General features: G+C 56.9%; 18 protein-coding genes. 10 read left to right on the top strand and 8 right to left on the bottom strand.

The window, feature by feature from the left end; all coding sequences use genetic code 11:
• Positions 1-22: 22 nt before the first annotated feature.
• From AB1724_02520 to AB1724_02505, 4 genes are read right to left on the bottom strand one after another with little or no spacing between them, the layout of a single operon-like run.
• Positions 23-1,345, bottom strand: coding sequence for a tetratricopeptide repeat protein (locus tag AB1724_02520; protein MEW6076668.1), 1,323 nt, complete (start codon positions 1,343-1,345; stop codon positions 23-25).
• Complete coding sequence (locus tag AB1724_02515) at positions 1,345-1,923, bottom strand: hypothetical protein (GenBank protein MEW6076667.1); 579 nt, start codon at positions 1,921-1,923, stop codon at positions 1,345-1,347. Before AB1724_02515 ends, AB1724_02520 begins: the two co-directional genes overlap by 1 nt.
• Before the next feature lie 11 nt (positions 1,924-1,934).
• Entirely contained in the window at positions 1,935-2,576 is a 642-nt protein-coding gene (locus AB1724_02510) for a hypothetical protein (protein ID MEW6076666.1), read from the bottom strand.
• Positions 2,577-2,622: 46 nt separating this feature from the next.
• A complete protein-coding gene (locus AB1724_02505; GenBank protein MEW6076665.1) occupies positions 2,623-3,102 on the bottom strand; it encodes an RNA polymerase sigma factor in 480 nt (159 codons plus the stop codon).
• Between the two features lie 597 nt (positions 3,103-3,699).
• On the opposite strand from AB1724_02505, the gene AB1724_02500 reads away from it, so the two are divergent.
• From AB1724_02500 to AB1724_02490, 3 genes are all read left to right on the top strand, one after another.
• Positions 3,700-4,104 carry an STAS/SEC14 domain-containing protein gene (locus AB1724_02500; protein MEW6076664.1) on the top strand — a complete coding sequence of 135 codons (405 nt, stop codon included), beginning with the start codon at positions 3,700-3,702 and terminating at the stop codon, positions 4,102-4,104.
• A 30-nt stretch (positions 4,105-4,134) separates the two neighbouring features.
• Positions 4,135-5,469, top strand: coding sequence for a response regulator (locus AB1724_02495; protein ID MEW6076663.1), 1,335 nt, complete (start codon positions 4,135-4,137; stop codon positions 5,467-5,469).
• A 68-nt stretch (positions 5,470-5,537) separates the two neighbouring features.
• On the top strand, positions 5,538-6,284 hold the full coding sequence (locus AB1724_02490; protein ID MEW6076662.1) for an enoyl-CoA hydratase/isomerase family protein: 747 nt from the start codon (positions 5,538-5,540) through the stop codon (positions 6,282-6,284).
• Positions 6,285-6,294: 10 nt separating this feature from the next.
• Here the strand turns inward: AB1724_02490 and AB1724_02485 are convergent, their stop codons facing one another.
• From AB1724_02485 to AB1724_02470, 4 genes are read right to left on the bottom strand one after another with little or no spacing between them, the layout of a single operon-like run.
• Positions 6,295-8,142 carry an adenylate/guanylate cyclase domain-containing protein gene (locus AB1724_02485; protein ID MEW6076661.1) on the bottom strand — a complete coding sequence of 616 codons (1,848 nt, stop codon included), beginning with the start codon at positions 8,140-8,142 and terminating at the stop codon, positions 6,295-6,297.
• A 33-nt stretch (positions 8,143-8,175) separates the two neighbouring features.
• Complete coding sequence (locus AB1724_02480) at positions 8,176-9,027, bottom strand: hypothetical protein (GenBank protein ID MEW6076660.1); 852 nt, start codon at positions 9,025-9,027, stop codon at positions 8,176-8,178.
• A 3-nt stretch (positions 9,028-9,030) separates the two neighbouring features.
• Complete coding sequence (locus AB1724_02475; GenBank protein MEW6076659.1) at positions 9,031-10,062, bottom strand: epoxyqueuosine reductase; 1,032 nt, start codon at positions 10,060-10,062, stop codon at positions 9,031-9,033.
• Positions 10,063-10,122: 60 nt separating this feature from the next.
• Positions 10,123-11,202, bottom strand: a complete 1,080-nt coding sequence (locus AB1724_02470) for a 4Fe-4S dicluster domain-containing protein (GenBank protein ID MEW6076658.1) — start codon at positions 11,200-11,202, stop codon at positions 10,123-10,125.
• A 369-nt stretch (positions 11,203-11,571) separates the two neighbouring features.
• Here AB1724_02470 and AB1724_02465 point away from each other — a divergent pair, with 369 nt between their 5' ends.
• The 7 genes from AB1724_02465 to AB1724_02435 all read left to right on the top strand — a co-directional run bounded on the left by AB1724_02465 (position 11,572) and on the right by AB1724_02435 (position 19,758).
• Complete coding sequence (locus tag AB1724_02465) at positions 11,572-12,921, top strand: AAA family ATPase (protein ID MEW6076657.1); 1,350 nt, start codon at positions 11,572-11,574, stop codon at positions 12,919-12,921.
• A gap of 156 nt (positions 12,922-13,077) precedes the next feature.
• On the top strand, positions 13,078-14,325 hold the full coding sequence (locus tag AB1724_02460) for a 4Fe-4S dicluster domain-containing protein (GenBank protein ID MEW6076656.1): 1,248 nt from the start codon (positions 13,078-13,080) through the stop codon (positions 14,323-14,325).
• Positions 14,326-14,353: 28 nt separating this feature from the next.
• Positions 14,354-15,127 carry an enoyl-CoA hydratase-related protein gene (locus AB1724_02455; GenBank protein ID MEW6076655.1) on the top strand — a complete coding sequence of 258 codons (774 nt, stop codon included), beginning with the start codon at positions 14,354-14,356 and terminating at the stop codon, positions 15,125-15,127.
• 73 nt (positions 15,128-15,200) lie between these two features.
• A complete protein-coding gene (locus AB1724_02450) occupies positions 15,201-17,204 on the top strand; it encodes an FAD-dependent oxidoreductase (GenBank protein MEW6076654.1) in 2,004 nt (667 codons plus the stop codon).
• A gap of 12 nt (positions 17,205-17,216) precedes the next feature.
• A complete protein-coding gene (locus AB1724_02445) occupies positions 17,217-17,666 on the top strand; it encodes a hypothetical protein (protein MEW6076653.1) in 450 nt (149 codons plus the stop codon).
• Between the two features lie 19 nt (positions 17,667-17,685).
• Positions 17,686-18,780: a methyltransferase domain-containing protein gene (locus tag AB1724_02440; GenBank protein MEW6076652.1), complete on the top strand. Its 1,095-nt coding sequence runs from the start codon at positions 17,686-17,688 to the stop codon at positions 18,778-18,780.
• A gap of 24 nt (positions 18,781-18,804) precedes the next feature.
• A complete protein-coding gene (locus tag AB1724_02435) occupies positions 18,805-19,758 on the top strand; it encodes a methyltransferase domain-containing protein (GenBank protein MEW6076651.1) in 954 nt (317 codons plus the stop codon).
• Position 19,759 lies beyond the last annotated feature (1 nt).

The raw sequence follows: 19,759 nt of genomic DNA, 5'->3' as shown, positions 1-19,759 counted from the left end.
AACACTAAACCAGTCTGTACCCCTAATAGCTGACCGACAGCCCCCCGACTATCTGGTTGCAGGTATAGGAATTGCTCGAAATGTTAGAATCATTATCCGTGTGGCGATATTCCCCGAAAAGATCCAGGATGTCCGTGAGGGCATATTCACCGCGCAGAGAGAAGTTCCAACGGTCGTCCTCGCGTTTTTTCCGGGTAATTGAGGCGTCATCGACAACCTGAATGTTGGCATCCGGATATATGCTTTTACGGTACGCCCCCTTCAGCAGAGCCCGCCACTTGCTGGTTAACTTGAGATCAAGCGCGGCATCGACCTTGCCGCGAAAGGGCGAATAACTGAAAAACTCATCTCCGGCATAGAGATCATCCCTGTCATTGTATTCGACTTCACATCCCGTAGACACACGAATTCGAGGCAGCCGTAACGCTATCTGGATACCGCACCTGTCTTTCACACCTGTTAAATAATCATAGTCGTCATTAGCCTCGACCCAGTACAGGGTGTTATAGCTTTTGAACCTGTAATGCGTCGCGAAACTTTTTTCCGCCACCAGATCCAGAGAGGGGTTGGTGGCATAATGGCCCTCGTCGTCAAAGTCGGCATTCACCGCAAGGCCGGCGCGGGTTTTCCATTGGGTATGCTGTCGGTCCCGGGTTATACCGGCAAACACTGTGGCGGCATTGTAATCCGATTCATTCGCATAGCCCCGGGCGTATAAACCGCCATCCAGACGGATGCCGTTATCCCAGCCGCCGGATAAATACCGGCCACCGGCGGCATATAGTTCGACAAAGCCGTCTTCTTCTCCGTTCGTTCCTTCAAAAGTATCGTCCGGAGCGAGCATCGCATTATCGTCATATCCCGCTCCCGCGGAAATCAAGCCATACCAGGGCCGCACCTTATGCGGACCTTCCACCTCAGGCGTTAAGGTTTTTAACTTCAGCCCCGCCAGAACGGCGAGACGGGAATCGCTCCCCATCTGCTGTGCTGTTGAATAAAAATTGAAAGCGGCTTCCCGTTGGCCCCGGGCTTCGGCAATGAGGCCGAGGTTGTATAATGCAAGCGCCCTCCAGGCCGGGTCTTTGGTCAAGCGCTCGAACGCGTTGGCCGCCTGATCATATCGCCCGGTTTTGTAACCGGTCACTCCGAGATTGTAGTAGAGGCCCGGGGAGCGGTTTCCCCGGGCCAGTGCCTGGTTAAAACAGGTCAAGGCCTGATCATAATTTCCCGCATTAAACGCTTCCAACCCGGTCTGATAAGGTTCTGTTTCATCGGCTATTGCCAACATCGGAAACAACAGCAGCAGCAATAAGGGCATCGACAGCTTCACTAATAGTCGGATCATCAGCGGTTACCATTTTCCCCAGATTGATATTGGCCTTGGGTCTCGCTCTGCCGTCCGGCCTGATCCGCTATCCGATCTTCATATTGATCCATTGCCTGTTCTCGGGTCTGCTCCATTAACTGGTCCTGGGTCTGATCCATTACCTGTTCTCGGGTCTGATCCATTACCTGTTCTCGGGTCTGCTCCATTAACTGGTCCTGGGTCTGATCCATTGCCTGCTCCCGGGTCTGCTCCATTAACTGGTCCTGGGTCTGATCCATTGCCCGCTCCCGGGTCTGATCCATGAAACTGTTCTGTTGGGTTTCTCCCTGGACTCGCTCTCTGTTCTGCTCCCGAATCTGACGGGTCTCCCCCATCTCCGAATCTGTGTTTTCATCTAAGGTCTGGGAGCCGCCTGCCGGCAAGGCGATCTGATTGACAATATCTTCGGGCCGCTGGCTTTCATCCACAACTCTCATGGTGTCTTCCCCGGCATTATTATTGCCGGTATTGACTGTCCCTTGAGCGTAAATATAGCCGTTGTAAAATAATCCAAGCACTATTATCAAACCGGTTGCCATCATTTTTCTGTGTTTCATCTTGCCCTCCCTTAGGTATGCGCCGGGCCGTTCGTTTCGGCCCTGACCTTAATTCGGACCTCTTTTTCGGTCCCATTATATTGATACCGGACTTTCACGTCGCCTCCGGCCCGATCTTTCAGTAAAAGGGGAAGGGCCAAAAGGTTGTCGCCTTGATCGAGATCAGCCTGCCATTGAAGGCCGTGCTGATTTGGAAAATTCTTTAGCGCCACATCGCCGGCGAGCGCTATGGACAGGGTCACATTCGTTCTCGGAGCGGCCGCCTGAATCATGATTTGCACCGTTTTTTCTCCGCCTACGGGAATAACGACATCCGCTACCGGCTCCGTCAGTTTCAAACTTTTCATCATCAGCGGAACAAAAACGGCAATGATCAAGGCGGCAACGGCTCCCATCGCAAGCGATCTCCGGGGCTTTAAACGATTGCAGGAGACAGCATGCCGCATCGCCCTGGCCACGAAATCCGGAGACGGCTCCGGCACCGGCATTTCTTCCAGGGCCCGGCATAATTGCCGGTCAAGTATTAAATCCGTATAAAATTGGCGGCACAGTTCACACTCTCCAATATGCCGGGCCAGCGCTTTATCATTTTCTGCGGCCCCGTTGTTCGCGACTGTCTCACGGATTTTCTCCCGGATGTCCTTGCAATCCATTTTCACGCCCTTTACTTGTTTAAACGTAAAAAAATTAAAAACGGGGTCATTGCATCAGAAATTTTTTCAGGTGGTTTCTGGCACGCCGGAGACGGGTCTTTATGGTTTCCGCCGGGGCATGAAAAAATTCCTGCATTTCTCCCACAGTATAGCCTTCGATCAAATGCATGATGATCAGGGTACGATCCGACCCTTTCAAGGCATCAAGCGCCTCCCGAACCCGTTGATGATCCGAGGCCCTTTCCGCCAACGTTTCCGGGTTATCTTCTTCCGCCTGAAGGGCGCTGACATCGTTCCGGCTGTCCGACAGGTAGTGTTCCGGCCGCCTGGACTTTTTCCGCCACCCGTCGACAAATTCGCGGTAAAGTACTTTTTTCAGCCACGGCCCCAGGTGCTCAATAGCCTGCATCTCCTCCGTTTTGGGATAAAGCTTGACCAGCACCTGCTGAACCAGATCTTCAGCCTCGTCCGATCTTCCCGTCAGCCGCCAGGCTGCTTTGAATAATATGGGCATAAACGGGGTCACCAACACTTCGAAAGTTGACGCCCGCTTTGCTTGATCATCCACAACTTACCTCATCATTTAAGATAAAGATAATTCCCCTTTTTTTACATATAGCAGCGCCATGCTTGCGGATCAATATTTTTGCAGCCGCAGGGTGGACACAAGGCAGCTTGAAAAAATTGACAAACAAGCCTGATCTTGTTATGAAAATTACTTTATAAGCAGATTCTTGCCCCTTTATCCTTATTTTAATACGATCAACAGCACAAAACGTTACAGCAATGTTGACAAAACAAGGTGCGGTTAGGACAACTAATGGCATAGAAGTTACGATCAGTTTCGGGCATGACGACCTTGACTTTATCAAAAACGATAAGATCGACGTTGGAAAAGACCTTGTTTACTCCGGCCGGGGCCAGGGAGCTTTTGTCGTCTTCGCCACCGGCCCCGACAAAGGCAATGTGTCGGTAAAACCCCTGATACCGTTTCTGTTTCCGACAAACCGGTTTTGGCAATGGGGGTTAAGATTTCCGCGGGTCTTCTCCTGGATGCGGAAACCGCCGCCAGACTGGCCGATAAAATCTTAACATTAAAATAAAAACAAATGGGTTTGTACGGATGGGCAAGGATTTCACGATCAATCAAATCAGCGATCGGGAATTCCGGGCGGGGGAAAATCACTACCTGCTCGGCGACGATAACATTTTCCATGTTACGTTGAATGGCGATGTTGATGATGAGATGGGCACTGAGATCGACCGCAGGATTAATCGGCTGGTTGATAATGTCGATGGTCAGATTGACCTGCTGATCGACCTCAACCGCGCGGGAAAAACGTCTTCCAAATCGAGGCAGCTGTTCAAGGCTTTTACTGAAACCGGCAAATGCCGGAAAGTCGCCCTGTTCGGCATGCATACGGTGGCCATGGTCATTGCTTCCTTTGTCATGGGTATTTCGAAAAACCGCAACATGAAGTTTTTTAAGAACCGAAAAGAGGCCTTGGAGTGGCTTATTCGTCAATAACCCGCGGCCATCGCCCTCTACCGAAACCCTATGGATAAAAGCGAAAAAGAACGAATTGATCAACTGATCCGGCATACGATGCGGATCGCCCGGGGCGATTATGAAGACAGCCTTGCCCTGTCGGACCGGAATGACGATCTGGACGCGCTCACCATCGCCGTGAAAATGATGACGGATGACATCAAGGCATCCATCGCGGAAATAAAAGACCTGCAGGAAAAAGTGTACCGCATGAAAAAGATGGAGGCCCTTGGGCTTCTGGCCGGCGGCGTGGCCCACGATTTGAATAATATCCTGACCGGTGTTCTGTCCTATCCGGAACTGCTGCTGATGGACGCCTCGCTTTCCGAAAAAACAAGAAGAGGCCTGGAAATTATCCGTGGGGCCGCGGAACGGGCGGCCGCCGTGGTCAAAGATCTGATGAGCGTCGCCAGGGGGGTGGCTTCGGAGAAAATCGCCATCGTATTAAACGACATGATTGACGATTTTTTTCTGACCCCCGAATTTATCTCCATCCGAAATACCGCCCCCGGTATTCAGATCCGAACCGACCTTGATCCCGGCCTCAAACATATCACCGCCTCGAAAATCAGCATGTTCAAGCTGATGATGAATCTTGTCATCAATGCCGTGGAAGCCGTGGACGGGAATGGGCAGATCGCCATTTCCACGAAGAATCTTCGCCTGTACGGCGCTCTGTCCGGTTACGATCAGATCGAAAAAGGAGCATATGTGGTCCTGACGGTTTCCGACAACGGCCCCGGTATTTCCCCGGACCATCTGGAGCGGATCTTCGAGCCGTTTTATTCAACCAAAATCATGGGGAAAAGCGGAACCGGACTGGGGCTGACAATTGTATGGAACATCATCCAGGATCACCAGGGTCATATCAACATCGCCAGCAATGAACAGGGCACCCGCTTTGAATGTTTTTTCCCGGCAAGCGAAGGACCCGGGAAAAATGAAATGAAAATCACCCCCTGCAATACCTGCAATGGCCGCGGACAGCGCATTCTGGTGGTGGACGATGACCCGCTACAAAGGGAACTGCTGTGCGAGATTCTCAAAACGCTGGGCTACGCGCCGTCCGCGGTTCAAGGCGGCAGGGAAGCCGTGGAGATTGTCCAAGCGCAGTCTTTCGACCTGATCCTGCTTGATATGCTTCTGTCCCATGGCATAAACGGCCGCGAAACATACGAACTGATCCTGGAAAAAGTTCCCGGGCAGAGGGCCATCATTATCAGCGGATATTCCCAGACGGGTGATATGGCCGCCGCCATGGGAATGGGGGCAGGAGGTTTTATCGAAAAACCTTACACCATCGACAAAATCCGTCAGGCCATTATAAAGGAATTGTCGCGCTGAAGCTGACGCACGGACTTTACGGATAAACGCAAACCGTCAAACCTGCTCTGGTTGCAAGGAGGGGAAAGATGCCGATCAGAATCGACAACAGAAAAGAGATTACCGTCCTGCAGATGGACAACAACACGGAAAACTGTTTTAACAGCGAAATCCTGCGGCAGTTGAATGCCGCCCTGGACCATATCGATACCGACGAGGCCGTGCGGGGCGTGGTGGTGGCCGGCGCGTCCGGGCAGTTCTTTTCCGCCGGCATGGACCTTGCCTATGTCATGGGCCTGGAAACGGACGGCATCAAGCGGTTCTTCAAGGATCTGTTCACCTTCTTTCACCGGGTCTTTCTGTTTCCCAAACCCATGGTGGCGGCCATCAACGGACATGCCGTGGCCAGCGCCCTGGCCTTTTCCATGTGCCTGGACTACCGGGTCATGCGCAAGGAAAAGGCGGTCTGCACTTTTCCGGAAATCGATGTCGCCATTATTCCGCCGTCCGGGTGCCTGGCCATGGTCAACTACGTGATCGGTACCCGCCGGACCGACCTGGCGTTTCTGTCCGGCCGTAAATTCGACGGACCGGAAGCCCTGGCCGCCGGCATGGTGGACGAACTGGCGGACACGGACAATGTCATAGACCGGGCGGTGCAAGTGGCCGCCGAGCTGGGCGCCAAAAAACCGCGGCTGTTCGCCGCCTACAAGCGGCTGTTCCGCGGACGGACCGCCGATTGCATGCTGGCCGAGGACCTGCGCTACATCGAAGAAGAGATGGACGTGGCCATGTTTCAGAACTGCGACCTGGCCTGCCTGCAGTCCCTGCCCTAACGGACAGCGGCTATTCTTCCCGGCTCAATCGGTAAAAATCCCGGGCGTTCTCCGCGGCCGGCAGTTTCTCGATTCTCAAGCCGTCGATCCAGATCGGATAGGCGGATACACCCTTTTCATAACCCTTTACCATGACCTCCTCCGGCGTCTCCGGCATGGTCACGCCGTCCGGGAGGCGCCCCCGGCACCGGTCCATGGTGGCCGCCGATATCATGACATGCCCGATGGGGCAGACGCTTTCCATGCGGTTGGCCAGATTGGTGGCCTCGCCGATGGAAGTGAACTCCAGCTTTAAATCGCAACCGATGGCGCCCACCACCACCTCACCGGTATTGATGCCGATGCGCATAAAAAAGAACGCTTCGCCCCGTTCATCCAGCATCCGGTTCAACTCTCGCATTTTCCGCTGCATCTCCACCGCGCAGCGGACCGCCCGCTCGGCATGATCGTCCAGTTGAATCGGCGCCCCGAAAATGGCGACAATGGCATCCCCGATATACTTGTCCGGGAAACCGCCCCACTTCTTGATGATGGGAATCAGCGCCTCGAAATAGTGATTGAGCAGGCCGACCACCTTTTCCGCCGGCATATGACTGGTCAGCGTCGAAAAACCGGCGAAGTCCGTGAACATCACCGAACATTCCACCTGCTGACCGCCCAGGGTGAGCCCTTTCTCCGCCGCCCGTTCGGCCAGTTCCTCGGAGAGGATCCGGGTCAGGGCGTCCTTGAGGTTGACCATGTGCTTGACCGACAGAATCATGCGGTTGAACACCTCGATGAGATGCCGGAATTCATCTCCGGTTTCACAGGGGACCCGGTGATCAAAGCGCCTGGCCATGACCGCGTCCACGCCGGCGGTGAGATCCCGTATCGGCCTGGTCAGTCGCCGGCTGATCACCGAAGCCGTGACAATCAGCAGCAGGAGGACCAGAACCGCCCCGAAAATCAGTCCGACGGCAATGCGCCGCATCATGGCCACGACCGCGCCGGCATCAAAATCAACGTTAAACAGGGTGAATACGGCCGGGTTGGCACCCAGGGGTTCGGGTGCCAGCCACACCGTGAACCAGGAACCCCATTCATCGGTGTCGAATTCGGGCAGGTACCCGTTCTCCGGATCATGAATCCGGTTGTGGTGATAACCCGGCCGGCCCCCCCGCGCGGGGTGATAGGAAGTCCGCCAGCTTTCAGAATTGTTTTTGACCATATCAAACGGTTGCCCCGGGAACACCGCGTCCCAGCAGGGCAGGCTCTCCAGCACGTAGGCCAGATTGCGCGCGAAATATCCGGCATCGATCGCGTCCACGTCAAGCATCAGGTAAAGGTCGACGACCGCCAGCCCGTTCTCCTCCGCGGCCGTAGCCGTTTTCACCAGGATATCGCGGGTACGGCGAAAAGCCGCCAGCGTTTCCGGCCGACGGACGAATTGATCCATCCAGAAGTCATACCAGGCCGAAAGAAGCGCATAATCAAAATCCGCGTAATTCACCTTTGCTTCGGCGAATATCTCCCGGATTTCCTTTCCCGGCGGCAGCCGGTCCAGATCCAGCAGCAGGTAAAAGGCCATCCCCGGCGCCAGGGCCGTGAAGTCTTCCGGCGCCGTTTCATCCAGCGGCGTTCCCATGCCGACGGCATGTTCCGGAACCGATCGGACTGCTTCCAGCACAAACGCGTTGACGGCGGCCAGGTCCGCTTCCGGAACGGCCGCCCGGACACTGGACAGGAGCATCTCGCTTTGAGCGATCATCCGCCGCAGTTCATCCCAGGGGCGCTGTCCCAGGAGGATCACGGCGGGAACGGACGCGATCAACGTCAACAGCAGCGCGAACAGAATCAGTTTGGTCCTGAAGGTCAGCATCACCCCGTCCTCTGAAAAATGGAAAAGGCAAATTTAACAGGTTGTCCCGCCGGATTTCTGCGGCACCATCCGTTCCGGCCGGATGTTTTTCCAGTGACTGCCCACCGGGCAGGCCCGCATGCATTCGATGCAGTTGTCCACGTCCGTAATGTATGACTGGCCGGATTCAATCAGAAGGTCCCGGTGTTTGTTGTGGCCGGCCAGCATTTTTAAAAACCCCGGCACGTCGCGCAGTTTCCGGGGCAGCGGGCGTTTGAAGCCATAGGTCCAGTAGTTGAAGCAGGGGTCGACATTATACTGGCCGTCTTTCAACGCGCCGGACGGGCAGGCGTTGTCGCATCTGCCGCATTTTTTGCACAAGTTCAATTCCCGCGGCGGATCGGCCTCAAGGGGAGCCTGGGTGATAATGGCGCACAGCCGCTGGTGCGGGCCGAATTCCGGTGTCAGCAGCAGGTTGCTGGCGCCGATCTCGCCCAGGCCGCAGCTGACGGCCGCGTGTTTATGCGACAGGTGGCCGACCACTCTCGTCTGGACAAATTTTCTGCCGGTCGCGGGGTCTCGCTTGTGAATTTCAACCGGCTTGTCGGATGAAACCGGCAGGGTCAGAAAGCCTTCGGCTTCCAGCCACCGGCCGACCTTCTCCGCCGTCTGGTCCAGGAGCCGCGAGGTCTGCATTTTGCTGCGGGTCCAGAGCATGATGTCCGGCGCGACCACCGCGCCCAGGCTGTGGGCCACGGCCATGACAATCACGCTTCTGGCGCCCGGCATCAGCGCCGTGGCCGGCCGGGGCGGATAGGCCAGGATCAGGTTTTGGGCATCCGCGATGCCCACCAGGTCTACGCCTTCATCCCTGATCATTTTTTTTACGATTTCAGCGTTTACCATCCTTTATTCTCCCTTGTTTTTCAGGGCGGCCGGTATCCCGGATTCACAGGGCACTCTGGTGGCGCAGAGGCCGCAGCCGTAAATAAAAATATGGTAGTTTTTCAGGCAGTATTTCAGTGAGCGGGCCACGTGTTTATAGCAGGTTTCCTTGTCATGGGCGTTGTCCTCGCTGATGGCGCCGACCGGGCACCGTCTGGCGCACATGAGGCACTGCCGGCCCTGGTATTGAAGGCAGTAGGCATGGATGTCGTCAGGCCGCCGGCGGTTCGGCTGAAGCGGCCGGTGCACCACGAAACTGCCCAGCCGGTGAGCGCACCCCTTTTCCGTAATTAAAAAATCGTGCATGCCGAATGTGCCCAGGCCGGCGGCATAAGCGATATGCCGGTGGGACCAGGGCGAGGCCCAGCCTACACGGGGATAGCGCTTTTTGTTAAACAGCGGGGTGACATCCGGCGCGATGGCCAGGACCCCGTTTTGCATCAGGAAAGCAACAATTTCCCGGGTGAATTCCTGGCTGAAGATCTCGCCGGACAGCCGGGTCTGGGCCCAGCGTTCCGCCGGCCACTCGGCGCATTCGGCGTTCTGCTGTTTGGTCGCCCGGGTTATGGGCATGACATAGGAGACCACCGACAGCTCTTCCGCCGGCGGGGGCGTCACATGGTTCTTCCTGGCCTGCCAGGCCATGATCTCCATCGGCGTAAAATGATGGGGCCCGATGATGGATTTAAACGCCTGAAAGATCGGGTCATCGCCCCGGACAAAGCCCACCAGGGGTTCGTCGAAGATGGGTTCCGCGGCATAGGGGTATTCCAGGCGGTTTTCAGGATGGCCGGCGATCTGGCGCGTTATTTCACCGGTGAACCAGGCCTCGTCAAACGCCGGCGCCCGGGACGGCGACCCTGCCGGCCTGTTTAACGGCGGCTGTCGGGGGAAACCGAGCCCGCGCATCTCGCCGATGGCGCTTTTCATGCCCGCGAAATCCGAAAGCCAGGGAAAACGGCGGTACCTGTCTTTCATTTTACGTCGAATGGCCATGGATATTCCTTTTCCGGATTGGTTGATATTTTCCCTGATCGGTTACGTTATAGGGTATCTCTAAAGGATGCCCCGCTTCTTAGCCATGGCCACCATCTGCTCCATGCTGTCTCTGGGAAGCTGATAGCGGTCTTCCGTGGCCTTGGCCTCAAGGCAGAGCGCCCCTGACGGGCAGGTGATGACGCAAAGACCGCAGCCGATGCAGCGGTCCGAATTCAAGGCCGCCAGCCCGTCTTCATCCATGGTCAGCGCTTTGGTCTGGCACCGGTCGAGACAGGTCCCGCAGCCGGTGCAGGCGTCACGGTCCAATACGGCATAATGGTTGGAGGAGACGATTTCCGCCGGTTTGGGATGGAAGTTGATGGCCTGCAGCACCCCGCAGCAGTCCCCGCAGCAATTGCACATGCCGGCCGGGTTCTGTGCCGTGGCCGGCTGGGTGACAAGCCCCTGTTCCCGGGCCTTTTCCAGGATGGCGACGGCTTCATCAACGGTGATCCGCCGGCCCAGGTTATGGGCCAGGTAATATTCCGCCATGGTGTTGAACATGAAACAGGCTTCCACGATTTTTCCGCAGCCCTTGCCGAGCAGGTTCTGCTTCTTACGGCAGATACATGCGGTCACCACGATGGTTTTTTTGCTCTTTAAGATTTCGACGGCGTCATCATAGGCGGCCACCTGGTGGTCCGTTCCCAGGGACTGTCGCACCGGGATGGTCCGCAGGAAAGAACCCGCGTTCTGGATCATGTTAATGCCGAAGGCTTCCATGCCGTACTGGTTCATCAATTTGGCCAGTTCCCGGTCCATGCGGTTGACCTGATATTCAAAGATGCCGTGGACGAAGGGCGTGGCCCCGTAAAGCGTTGTCCCTTCCTGCGCTTTGGAAAACAGCAGGCCCCGGCCGGCCATGTCCGCCAACCTGGCTCTGGTTTCCTCTGCCGGCAAGCCCAGTTTGCCGGCAATGGTTTCCGCCGGCTCCAGCAGGGGCGATAATTCCAGAAAGAGCCGGGCGTCCTCGGCTGAAAACAGTCTCTTTAAAATCGTGATCTCCACGCCCGATGGCGTGGCCGGGAACCCGATGGAAAACAGGTCCAGTCTCTCCCGGAGCGCCTGGTAAATATCGGTGGGTGTTTTTTCGGACATTGTCTCTCCTTATTGTTTACAGGTTGCTCTTGTGGTCCCGTGTTTCAAACAGGGTAACACCAAACGGCTTTTTGTAAAAGGGGGGGGCGAACCGGATGCTGATAGCCTGATACGGCTGGCGGCAGGGCAACCGGCCGCAGGGGCTTTGTGGCCGGGCCGGGAGCGCGGGGTTAAGGCCGATGCAGGAGACTATTATTTGGAAATAGAACGGAAATTCGTATACTGTCCCCAATTCGGGCATATAAAATTGCTTAAAGAAAAATTCTGTTATGGTATTTTATTGACATACGATACAGGAAATGATATAAAAATGATTAAATTATTAACAAATAATGTAATAATTCATATGATATTTAAGACGTGGCAAAAATGATTTTTAGTCGTGATCTTGATTCCGAACTTCAATGCTGGAAAAAAGACGCCGACCGTAAGCCCCTGGTTTTGCGGGGAGCCCGGCAGGTGGGGAAAACCTTTGCGGTACGTCAACTGGCCGGCGGCTTTGACCACCTGATCGAGCTGAACCTGGAAAGGCCACGGGAGCGGGAGCTTTTTTCAGGCTGGAACAGCGGCCGGGAGCTGGTGGAACGGATCGGTCTTTACCGGGGGCATGAGATCATTCCGGGCCGGGATCTGCTGTTCATCGATGAAATCCAGCATTCACCGGAAGCGGTTCGCTCCCTGCGATACCTGCATGAAGACACCACCGGTCTTCACGTCATCGCCGCCGGGTCGCTGCTGGAAGTTTTTTCAAACCGGGAGGGATTCTCCTTTCCCGTCGGCCGGGTCCGGAACCTCTTCCTGTTCCCGGTCACTTTCGGAGAATATCTGCGGGCGAAAAATTCCGTCCTGGCCGGCCATCTTTTTTCCCTGGATCCGTTCGCGGCTTCGCCGAATCACGATCTTCTGCTGGAGGCTTTCAATACCTATGCCTTTGTCGGCGGCATGCCGGAAGCCCTGGCCGCGTTCGCGGAATCCGGCTCGTACGCCGCCGCCCGGAAAATTCATGACGACATCTTTATGGGTTATATCGAGGATGTCGAAAAATATTCGAATTTAGCCGCGGCCAAATACCTGACTCATGTCATCGACCGGGCGCCGCTTTATGCCGGTCAACGGATCACCTATGAAAAGTTCGGGGAGTCGGCTTTCCGGTCGCGGGAAATGAAGACGGCCTTTGACGTGCTGGAGCAGGCCCTGATCGTGTACCGAGCCCGTCCTTCCGTCTCCACCCGCCTGCCGGTCGTGGAGAAGCTGCGAAAGGCTCCCCGCCTCTATTTTCTGGATACCGGTCTGGTCAACTTCCGGGCAGGACTGACGACCTTTTTCGAGCAGCAATCCCTGGATCGGGTCTATCAGGGCAAGATCGCCGAACAAGTGACGGCCCAGGAAATCGCGGCCCGGTCTTTCCAGGCGCCGTCACTGCAATTCTGGATTCGGGAGACCGGAGCCGCGGAAACGGATTTCATCTACGTTTTTAAAGACATGGTCATTCCCATCGAAGTAAAGAGCGGCAAAACCGGACGCCTGAAATCCCTGAATCTGTTCATGGAAGCATCGCCGCATCCCTATGCCTTGAGGGTTTACGCCGGCCCGCCGCGCGTGGATACGGTCACAACGGACGCCGGTAAAACCTATTATCTGGGTTCCATCCCCTACTACTTCCTTTCCAGGCTGGATGATGTTCTGGAGTGGATAACGGCCGAAAAAATTCAGACATAACGGTCTTTTTGCAATCCTCGCTTCCATGAAAAATATCGTTCCGCCGGCTCCCGCGATTACATTGACACCCGGGGACCGGCCCTGTTATAGATGATAGCCCAGAAAGCACGGAAAGCAGGATCTAATCCCTATCCCTTAATCTTTTGAGAGGATTTCATGACGGAAAAAAAATCAAAGGCCACCACCATCATCCAGATCAACCAGGGCATTGTCGGGCCCAAGCCCCCGCTGACCAAAAGCCTCAGGATCAAACCTCTCGGCGCCTACCCGGACGTTGCCGAAGCTTTTCGGGAAACGGCCAGGCTCTATGCCAGCCCCCTTCTGGCCGGGCCGCCCGTCTGTGACGAACTGATGGATCTGATCATGCACATGTTCACGGAGGAAGAGGCCGATATCGTGCGGCATTTCAAGCCCATGATGCGGATGACCGCCGAAAAAGCCGCCAAAGCCAGTCATCGACCGGTGGAGGACGCGCGGAAGGTCCTGGACCGTTTAAGCCGCGAAAAATTCATTCTCCTGGCCATGGGCGACGGTCCGAAGCGCAAATACACGGTCATGCCCATTCTGCCCGGCACCTTCGAGGCGGTGATGATGGCCACGTCCATGGAGAATCTGTCCGACTGGCAGCGCCGTTTTGCCGAACTGTTCGAGCGCCTGGTGGAAACCGGATACCTGACCGATTATCTCAAGTACGACCTGCCCGCCGTGCGGTATCTTCCCGCCCATCACGCCATTGAAGCGCAGCAACTCGCCCTGCCTTCGGACCGACTGGAGGAGATCATGGACCGCTATAAGACCTTCGGCGTGACCATGTGCCAGTGCGGCATGACCGAAATTCTGGCCGGCCGGGGGTGCGGACGGCCGCTGGAAAACTGCGTGATGTTCGGAGAAGGCGTTGTCAATGTTCTGGCCAGGGCCGGGAAGGCGCGGATCATCGAAAAAAAGGAGGCGGTGGAGATCAAGCGGCAGGCCGAACAGGCCGGTCTGGTCAGCTGGATCTTCAATGAAGAATCCGGCAAGCACGGCAGTTCGTCCTGCTCCTGCTGCGGCTGCTGCTGCCATATGATGAAGACCGTCACCCAGTACAACATGCCGGCCATGATCGCGCCGCCGCGATACCTGCCGGTGTTTGACATGAAAACGTGCAACCACTGCGCCAAATGCGCCCTCCGCTGCCCCATGGGGGCCATCACCGTGGACACCCGGAACAAAACCCACCATCATGACCTGAAGCGCTGCGTGGGCTGCGGTCAGTGCGTGGTGGCCTGCGACAAGGCCCGGGCCATAGCAATGGAGCCGGTGAAGGAATACAGGAAACCGCCCGGAGGCTATGTGGCCCTGGGCGCCCGGCTGACGCCCAACCTGCTGCGGAGCTCCCTGAATGCCTGGCGGGCCCGCCGCTGAAGACTTTTCGAGAAAGGAAGAAAACAAGATGAGCGATACGGTTTTAAAAGAACTGAAAGATGGGGTGCTGGTTTTGACCTTGAACCGGCCGGACAAGAAAAACGCCTTTAACGCCGAACAATGGCAGGCGTTTGCCGATGCCCTGGCCGAGGCCAGAAAGAACGATGACGTCAACGTGGTGGTGATCACCGGCGCCGGGAATAATTTCAGTTCCGGTCAGGATTTATCCGACAGTAAAAGCCTGCCCGGAGGCGGTGGCGCATCCTACCGAACGGGCGAGGACGCCGTGATTGAATTCGACAAGCCGCTCATCGGGGCGGCCACCGGGGTGGCTGTCGGCGGCGGGGCCACCATATTGTTCTTCTGTGATGTGCTCTATGTGGGAGAAAGCCTGCGCCTGCGGGTGCCGTTTACCAGCCTGGGCATGGCCCCCGAGTTCGCCAGCACGTATATGCTGCAGGCCAGGATCGGGACCCAGCGGGCGGCCGAAATCCTGTTGAGTTCCAAGTGGATCGACGCCGATGAAGCCGTGGCCTGCGGAATCGCCAGGGCCAGATGCGGTAACGCCGAACTTCTGTCCACGGCCCTTGAGAAGGCAACGGAAATCGCGCAGTGGCCGGTCAACGCCTTAAAAGAGACCAAGCGCTGCCTGAACGTGATGCATAAAGCCGGTATCCGGGCGGCCCTGGACGCCGAGCACGATGCCATGAGCCGGCAGGCGGGAAGCCCGGAAAACACCGAGGCGGTCATGGCCTTTCTGGAAAAGCGGAAGCCGGATTTTAAAAAATTGATAAAAAAATAATCACCCCGGATGAAAAGCGGCGAAGGTCCGCTGCCGGGAGGGTTTGGCGCATGAACCGGTGATCGGAGCGAAGATGGAACACCAGAAACTTTTTTCACCCCTAACGATAAACGGCCTGACCATACCCAACCGGATCGTCATGCCGTCCATGGGGCTCGGTTATACCTATGATTTTTCCTTAAACGACCGGGTCAAGGCGTTTTACCGCGCGCGGGCGCTGGGCGGCGTCGGGCTGATGACCATCGGCCCGGTGGCCATCGACACCCAGTGCATGTCGCCGGTCATGCCGGGCCTGTTCGAAGACGGCCAGATCCCCCCGTTTAAGGAATTCATCGATGAAATTCATCGGACGACAGCCGCCAGGGTCGCCATCCAGCTCATGCACATGGGCCGCAACGCGATTCTCTTTAACGGGGAAGAGGCCATCGCGCCGTCTCCCATTCCCGGGAAAATGAACCGGCAGGCGCCCAGGGAAATGACCAGGGACGATATCCTCATGGTCATCGACCATTTCGCCCGGGCCGCCGCGCGGGCCAGGGAGGCCGGGTTTGATTTTATCGAGATCATCGGCTGCACCGGGTATCTGATCAGCCAGTTTTTGTCCCCCCTGACCAATGTCCGGACCGACGAATACGGCGGCTGCCTTGAGAACAGGATGCGTTTCGGCCTTGAAGTCATCCGGGGCGTCCGGGAGGCGGTCGGGAATGGCATGCCCCTGGGCATCCGCATCGCCGGAAACGATTTCATGGACGGCGGAAACACCAACCGGGAAGCCGCCCTGTTTGCCGCTGAAGCGGAAAAAGCCGGGGTAAACGCGATCAACGTGACCGGCGGCTGGCATGAGACGTATATCCCCCAGCTGACGACCCCGGTGCCGCCGGGCGCGTTTGTCTATCTTGCCCGGGGCATCAAAGAAAGCGTCTCCGTTCCGGTTTTCGCCTCCAACCGGCTGGGCAATCCGGATGTGGCGGAAAAAGCCTTAAGGGACGGATCCTGCGACATGGTCTGCTGGGGCCGGCCGCTGATCGCCGACCCGGAACTGCCCAATAAGGTCAGGCAGAAACGGTTTGACGAGATAACGCCCTGCATCGCCTGCAACCAGGGTTGTTTCGACCAGATCATCACCGGCGCCCCGGTCTGCTGTGTTTTAAACCCCATGGCCGGCAGGGAGGCTGAATTTACCATCCAACCGGCCGGGCGGCCTAAAACCATAGCCGTCGCCGGCGGCGGGCCGGCGGGCATGGAGTTTGCCGTCATGGCCGCCAGCCGGGGCCATCAGGTCACCCTGTACGAATCCGGAGACAAACTGGGCGGACAGGTCAACCTGGCCAAGGCGTCCCCGGGCAAGGAAGAAATCGGCAACATTATTAAAAGCCTCGAAAAACGGATGAAAAAAGCCGGGGTGCGAATCAGGCTTAACACCCCCCTTGACCGGGAAACGCTTACCGCCGTCAGGCCCGACCTCCTGGTTGTGGCCACCGGGGCAAAACCCGTTGAAGTCAACGTTCCCGGAATTGACAAGCCCCATGTGGTCAGCGCCTGGGACGTGTTGTCTGAAAAAGTGTGGGACATCGGTGAAAACGTCGTCATTATCGGCGGCAGCGCCACCGGGTGTGAAACCGCCCATTTTGTCGCGGCCCTCGGCGCGCCCGACGCCGCGACGTGCGCTTTTCTGATGTACCACCACGCCGAAGATGAAAAGATCTTAAACGCCCTGATGCATAAAACCGGGAAAAAAATTACGGTGATCGATATGGTTGACCGCCTGGCCGCCAATGTCGGACGCACCAGCCGGTGGGTTCTGGTGAAAAGTTTGAAACTGAGCGACGTGACCATGATGCCGGGCACCAGACTGGTGGAGATAACCGATGACGCGGTGATCGTTCAGGCCGGTGAAGAACGGAAAAACATTCCGGCCGACACCGTCATCCTGGCGCTGGGCGCGAAACCGAACGATACCCTTTCCGCGCAAGGTAAAGCGCTCGGGATTGATACCATTGTCATCGGCGACGCCAAAGCGCCCAGGAAAATCTCGGACGCGGTTTTCGAGGGGTTCGAAGCCGGCCTGAAGGTTTAGAGAGGAAACGGTATGGTCAGAAAATCCATTTTATGGTTTCTGCGGATATCAATTGCCTTCATTGCCCTGTTATCAATGAGTTCCTGCGGGAAAGAGGAAGGCGCGTCCCTGACCCTGCTGCAGGGAAAAATCGATGCCGCCGAAATAAAGGCCAAACAGAAAGTCATTGACGCCGCCGGCTCGGCGTTTGCTCTCGAGAACAACCGCAACCCGGAATCACTGGAAGAGCTGGTCGAGGCAGGCTACCTGGATGAGAAGGCCACCCTCGACAAAAACGGCAACCCCCTGCCTTTTGATCCGGAGGATCTGACCTTCAATGTCGGCTCATCGACTACGCTCATTTCAAAAAGTTGCAGTGCCTGCGGAAACCGGGTGTCAAACAGTTCGAAAGTCGGGGACACCTGTCCGCATTGCGGCGTCCGCTGGGGGTATGAAACAACGACGTACACCAACGCAAAATAAATACATTTACAAAAACGACATGACCGACTTTTCGCAGAAAATGGCCGAGATTCTCAATTATGGCGCCCTGAACCTGGCCATGGCCATTGGTTACAAGAACCGGGTTTTCGATGTCATGGCGAATTTAAACCGGCCGGCGGCCGTGTCGGACATTGCCGCCGCGGCCGGTCTTGACGGCCGTTATGTCCGGGAATGGCTGGGGATCATGGCCACCGGCCACATCGTGGAATTGTCAAAATCGCCGGGCGGCGACAACCTTTACTTTCTGCCGGAGGAAAACGCGGCCTTCCTGACGCGCAAGTCCGGCGGCAGCAACCTGGGGGTGTATACCCAGGAGATCCCCCTGCTGACCTGCTGCGCCATGGAGGCGGTGACCAGGGCCTTTCAGACCGGGGAAGGGGTCCCTTTTTCCCAGTACCCGGATTTCCAGGAATTCATGGGCCAGCTGGCGGACGCCAAGCATGAGCAGGTGCTGATTCAGAAATTTCTGCCCGGGGTGGACAACGGCCGCCTTCTGGGCCGGCTGGCCGATGGCATCCGGGTTTGCGACCTGGGCTGCGGCCAGGGGGTGGCGACAAACCTCATGGCCAGGGCCTTTCCCCGGAGCCGGTTTGCGGGCATCGACAACCATGAGGAAGCCATCCGCCGGGCCGGGGCCGCGGCCCGACAGATGGGGCTGTCCAATGTGGAATACCGTCTGTTTGACGCCGCCGCCATCGACGGCGACCCCGCGTTTTACCGGCAATATGACTATGTCTGCGCCTTTGACGCCATTCACGACCAGCGCCGGCCCCTGGATGCGCTTAAAGGCGTCCGGCACATGCTGGCGCCGGGCGGCCTTTTTTCCATGGTGGATATCAAGGCCTTCTCGGATCCGGCCGACAACCTGGGCCATCCCATGGGGTCTTTTCTGTACACGGTAAGCCTCATGCACTGCCTGCCCATCGGCCTTTACGACAACGGCGCCGGCCTGGGCATGATGTGGGGCCGGGAACAGGCCGAGAAAATGCTGAAAGAGGCCGGATTTGACCGGGTTGACGTTCTCGAGATGGACCATGACGGATTCAATCTTCATTATTTATGCCGGGTACTCACATCATCCGACCGGCGGTAACCCGCTTCCCGGCAGGACATCAACATGAAAAAATGGCTGACCGAACGACTCATCTGCCCGGAATGCACGGGCGAGGAAATCCCCCTGGACCTGACTGTCCATGAAGAACGAGACGACGACATCCTGGACGGGGAATTGACTTGCCCGGCCTGCCGCCGTGCCTATCCCATCCGCGGGGGAGTCGCCATCGTGCTGCCGGCGGCCTCACGGGACGTCCTTCATGAAACGTCGGGCTATAATTCCCGGATCATGCTCTCGGCCTACCTGTGGAGTCATTTCTCCGATCTTTTAAAAGATCCGGAGGCCACCGACGCCTATCGGATCTGGTCGTCCTTTTTCAGGGAATCCGCCGGCGACGCCCTGGACATCGGTTGTTCAGTGGGCCGGCTCTCCTTTGAACTGAGCAAAACCCATTCCCGGGTCATCGGCATCGACACCTCCGTGTCGTTTATCAAAACGGCCCGGGATTTGATGAAGCGAAAAGCCCTGGAATTTGATCTGGTCATCGAAGGACTGCTCACGGAAAAACGGTCCGGCCAACTGGACCCGGCCTTCCGCCTGGATCGTGTGGAGTTTATCGTGGCCGACGCCCTGGCCCTTCCCTTCCGGAAACAGGCCTTTGCCGCCGTCACTTCCATCAACATCCTGGAAAAAGTGGCCGTGCCGCTGAAACACCTGGCGAATGTCAACCGGGTGCTTCAAAAAAACGGCGCCATGTTCGTCTTCTCCGACCCCTTTTCCTGGGATGAATCCGTGTCTCCCCCGGACCTGTGGCTGAGCGCCGGGACAAACGGCAACGGCCGCCTCAGGGGCATCGACAGCATCGGAGCCTATTTAAAGGGAAAGGGCGGGGTTTTCGATCCCCCGCTGACGGTCATTGGATCAGGCCAGGTCCCCTGGAAGATCCGAAAAACGGAAAACCTGTGGGAGCACATACGCTCCCAGTTCGTGGTGGGGATACGATCGCAGGGGGGTTAAC

The sequence above is a fragment of the Thermodesulfobacteriota bacterium genome, assembly GCA_040753795.1.
Taxonomy (GTDB): domain Bacteria; phylum Desulfobacterota; class Desulfobacteria; order Desulfobacterales; family Desulfosudaceae; genus JBFMDX01.
The sequence above is the reverse complement of the archived record's forward strand: the minus strand, read 5'-3'. Positions and strand labels throughout refer to the sequence as shown.